Annotated in this window: 7 protein-coding genes; 3 read left to right on the top strand and 4 right to left on the bottom strand. The window is 65.5% G+C overall.

Going from position 1 to position 3440, the window contains the following annotated elements; genetic code table 11:
• Both VMD50_RS28415 and VMD50_RS28410 read left to right on the top strand, forming a co-directional pair.
• Window positions 1-561 (top strand): permease (locus VMD50_RS28415; RefSeq protein ID WP_325433084.1); only part of this gene is annotated, 561 nt, incomplete at its 5' end.
• The gene (locus VMD50_RS28410) at window positions 562-1287 is read left to right on the top strand and encodes a TIGR03943 family putative permease subunit (protein WP_325433082.1); all 726 of its coding nucleotides are present in this window, start codon (window positions 562-564) and stop codon (window positions 1285-1287) included.
• 595 nt (window positions 1288-1882) lie between these two features.
• Here the strand turns inward: VMD50_RS28410 and rpsR are convergent.
• Genes rpsR through rpmB form a run of 4 tightly spaced genes read right to left on the bottom strand, consistent with a single transcriptional unit; the run spans window position 1883 to window position 2854 of the window.
• Window positions 1883-2146 carry a 30S ribosomal protein S18 gene (gene rpsR / locus VMD50_RS28405; protein ID WP_325433080.1) on the bottom strand — a complete coding sequence of 88 codons (264 nt, stop codon included), beginning with the start codon at window positions 2144-2146 and terminating at the stop codon, window positions 1883-1885.
• Window positions 2146-2451 carry a 30S ribosomal protein S14 gene (gene rpsN / locus VMD50_RS28400; protein WP_325433078.1) on the bottom strand — a complete coding sequence of 102 codons (306 nt, stop codon included), beginning with the start codon at window positions 2449-2451 and terminating at the stop codon, window positions 2146-2148. The genes rpsR and rpsN overlap by 1 nt, the downstream gene beginning before the upstream one ends.
• 2 nt (window positions 2452-2453) lie before the next feature.
• On the bottom strand, window positions 2454-2618 hold the full coding sequence (rpmG, locus tag VMD50_RS28395) for a 50S ribosomal protein L33 (RefSeq protein ID WP_041787121.1): 165 nt from the start codon (window positions 2616-2618) through the stop codon (window positions 2454-2456).
• Window positions 2618-2854, bottom strand: coding sequence for a 50S ribosomal protein L28 (gene rpmB, locus VMD50_RS28390; RefSeq protein WP_325433076.1), 237 nt, complete (start codon window positions 2852-2854; stop codon window positions 2618-2620). Before rpmB ends, rpmG begins: the two co-directional genes overlap by 1 nt.
• A 111-nt stretch (window positions 2855-2965) precedes the next feature.
• Here rpmB and VMD50_RS28385 point away from each other — a divergent pair.
• The coding region (locus tag VMD50_RS28385; RefSeq protein ID WP_325433074.1) for a GTP-binding protein at window positions 2966-3440 on the top strand (475 nt) is incomplete at its 3' end.

The raw sequence follows: 3440 nt of genomic DNA, 5'->3' as shown, positions 1-3440 counted from the left end.
GCGGTGGCGTTTCCCGGTGCGCCCAGGATGGTCCTGGCCCGGCTGGGGGCGTCGCTTTTGACCGCAGTGCTCATGGGCTGGGCATGGTCACGGTGGGGCCGCCCGGAGTGGATCACCCGCCGGCTGCCCACTTCGGCCGCTGAGACCGAATCACGTTGGGTGGTGTTCGCGGAGGCGGCCCGCCACGACTTTCTACAGGCGGCATCGTATTTGGTGCTGGGTGCCGCCGCGGCGGCGGCGCTGCATGTGCTGGTGCCGCGGTGGGTGTTCGAGCACTTGGCGGCACACCTCATCCTCGGGGTGGTGGTGATGGCCGCCCTGGCGGTGGTGTTGGCCTTGTGTTCGGAGGCCGACGCGTTCGTGGCCGCCAGCATGACGATGGTGCCACTGATACCCCGGCTGGTGTTTCTGGTCGTGGGCCCGGCCGTCGACGTGAAACTGTTCGCGATGCAGGCGGGCCTGTTCGGCCGGGCTTTCGCGGCGCGCTTCGCCCCCTGCACATTGCTGGTTGCAACGGCAAGCGCGTGTGCGGTCGGGCTGTTGGTCCTCGGTGGTGGATAAGTGAGCCGCGAAACCGAGAACACCGTTTTGCTGTTGGTGGGCATCAGCATCGTCATGATCACGGTGTCAGGTGCGTTCACCCGCTACGTCAAGCCGGGACTGCTGCCGTGGCTGGCCGCCTCGGCGGTGCTGCTGATCGCGTTGGCATTGGTTGCGATCGTCGGCGATGTCCGCCGAGGCGGACCCCGGGCCAGTGATCACGGCGAGGCGCACTCCCACAGAGCTGGCATCGTGTGGTTGCTCGTCGTTCCCATCCTGGTGCTGATTTTCGTGACACCACCGGCACTGCGGCCCTCAGCCGCTGCCCCATCTGTGACCGCGGTGTCCAATGATGTTCTGAATCGGGCATTTCCGCCGCTACCGCCGGGCAACGCCCCTGAGGTGTCGCTGCCGGAGGTGCTGATGCGCGAGGCACAGGACACCACCGGCTCGTTGACAAATCGATCGATCACCGTGACCGGCTTTGTCCTCAACGAGGCACAGGGCGTGGATCTTGGCCGCATCGTCATCATCTGCTGCGCCGCCGACGCCCAGCTGGCCCGCATCCATCTGCGTGGCCCGGCCGCCGGCCACGCCGCCGGGCTACCGGACAACACCTGGCTTCGGATCGAGGGCCAAGTCACACCCGCACCGCGGCAACCGAATTCAGTGGCGATTCCGGCACTGCAGGCCACCGCGGTCACCCGCATCGACGCCCCAGCCAACCCCTACGCCTACCCCCATTGATTGAGCATGCTTCAGCCAGCTCATCGGCACACCTCACCGCCCGCGGACTCGTAGGGCTGAAGATCGGACGGCGCCCGCGTTGAGCGGCGTTGCTGTCATCTCAATTGCGCAGACTGGCGCGACCAGCCCATTGGTGATAACCGCCGAGCTGCGTTGGCAGTGGAGCGGTCTCCCATTGCCCCAGCTCCAGCCAATCCCGCAGGGCAGCCACCTCATCGCTGTCGGTGATGGGGCCGATCCAGTGGGGTGGTCCGCAGGCCACACGCTCTTTCGTGCAGGGCTGCACAACTGCCATGACACCGTATCCCGTCGGGCGAGATGCGCAGGTGAGTGATCCAAGCAGGCACGCGGCGGAGACGAGCATGGCGTGTGGACAGCGTCGGATGGTGGGACGCAATTCGTCGATTACCGACAGAGTACGGTCGGCCGCGCAGGCGGCACAGACGATAACGGTGAACGGGCGGTCAGTGGCGCTGCGCGAGTAGGTCAACGTGCCGTGCTCCGGTCGACCGCGCCCAGATCGGAGCCGCATGATGTCATTGTCTTAATCCCTTCTGGCCATCTCTCTTTGGTGTCTTAGACGGCACAACATGTTTCAGTGGCCGGCGATCTGTCCGGGGTAGGGCAGTAGCGCCATTTCGCGGGCGTTCTTGATCGCGGTGCTGACCTGCCGTTGTTGTTGGACGGTGAGGCCGGTGACATGGCGGGAGCGGATTTTGCCGCGCTCGGAGATGAACACGCGCAGCGCGGCGGTGTCTTTGTAGTCGACCGCGCTGACCCCGAGGCTGGCGAGAAGGTTCTTCTTGACAGTCCTGATGCCCGGTTGGGCGGCTCGGCGCACCCGCGGTTTCCTGGCCATCACCAGCTCGACTTGCGCACGCCGGGTAGCTGCCCGTTATGGGCTAACTGGCGGACCCTTACCCTCGAGAGCCCGAATTTGCGTAGATACCCGCGCGGGCGCCCGTCGGCCGCGTCGCGGTTGCGCAGGCGCACCGCGCTGGCGTCGCGGGGCTGGCGCGCCAACTCGCGCTGCGCGGCTTCCCGTTGCTCTGCCGTGCTCGACGGTGCGCGGATGATCTCTTTGAGTTCAGCGCGGCGTTCGGCATAGCGCGCCACAATCTCGCGACGGCGGTCGTTCTTGACGATCTTGGATTTCTTGGCCATCCTCAGCGCTCCTCCCGGAAATCGACGTGGCGGCGGATCACCGGGTCGTACTTGCGCAACACCAGCCGGTCCGGGTCGTTGCGCCGGTTTTTTCGGGTGATATAGGTGTAGCCGGTGCCCGCCGTGGAGCGCAGTTTGACGAGGGGGCGTATCTCGTTGCGCGCCATCAGATTCGCTGCCCCTCGCGGCGCAACCGTGCCACGACGGCTTCGATGCCGTCACGGTCGATGACTTTGACGCCCTTCGCGCTGACCCGCAGCCGAATCCGGCGGCCCTCCGAGGGCAGGTAGTACGTCTTGAGCTGGATGTTGGGTGACCAGCGCCGACGAGTTCGGCGATGTGAATGCGACACCGAGTTACCAAAACCCGGTGCCCGGCCGGTCACTTGGCAATGAGCAGACACTGTTCCCTCCCGGACTCTGTCAGCCTTATTGAAAATCATTTTCGACAAGCCCTGTCGGAGACGGTACCGTACCAGTAGCTCTAATGAAAATGATCACCAACAAGGGGACTGATGCGGACACCCGTCATCCTGGTTGCCGGCCAGACCGACACGGACCCGGTCGTGGGGACATTGCTGCGCACCCCCGGGACGTTGGTCGTCGAGCATCGTTTCGACGGGCATGTGGTGCGCCGGACGATGGTGATGCTCCAGCATGGCGTGTTGACCACCACGGAGACTGGCCTCGAACTCGCGCATGGCTGCGTGTCGTGCACCATCCGCAACGATCTCCTCGTGCTGTTGCGTCAGCTGCACCGCCGCGACGACGTGGACCGCATTGTGGTGCACCTGGCGCCGTGGCTGGAACCCGAACCGATCTGCGTGGCCATCAACCATGTCCGAATCCGCGTGGCGCCAGGGTATGTCGACGGGCCGGCGGCCCTCGATGTGTCGATCGCCGCGGTGGTGACCTGTGTCGATTCATCGGTGTGGCTGAGCCAGGCGCTCGGTGACGCCCAACTCGACGACGGGCGCACCCGTGCCCAGG

The sequence above is a fragment of the Mycobacterium sp. genome, assembly GCF_035506235.1.
Lineage (GTDB): Bacteria > Actinomycetota > Actinomycetes > Mycobacteriales > Mycobacteriaceae > Mycobacterium.
Note: the sequence above shows the minus strand (reverse complement) of the source record. Positions and strands in the feature narration are given on the sequence as shown.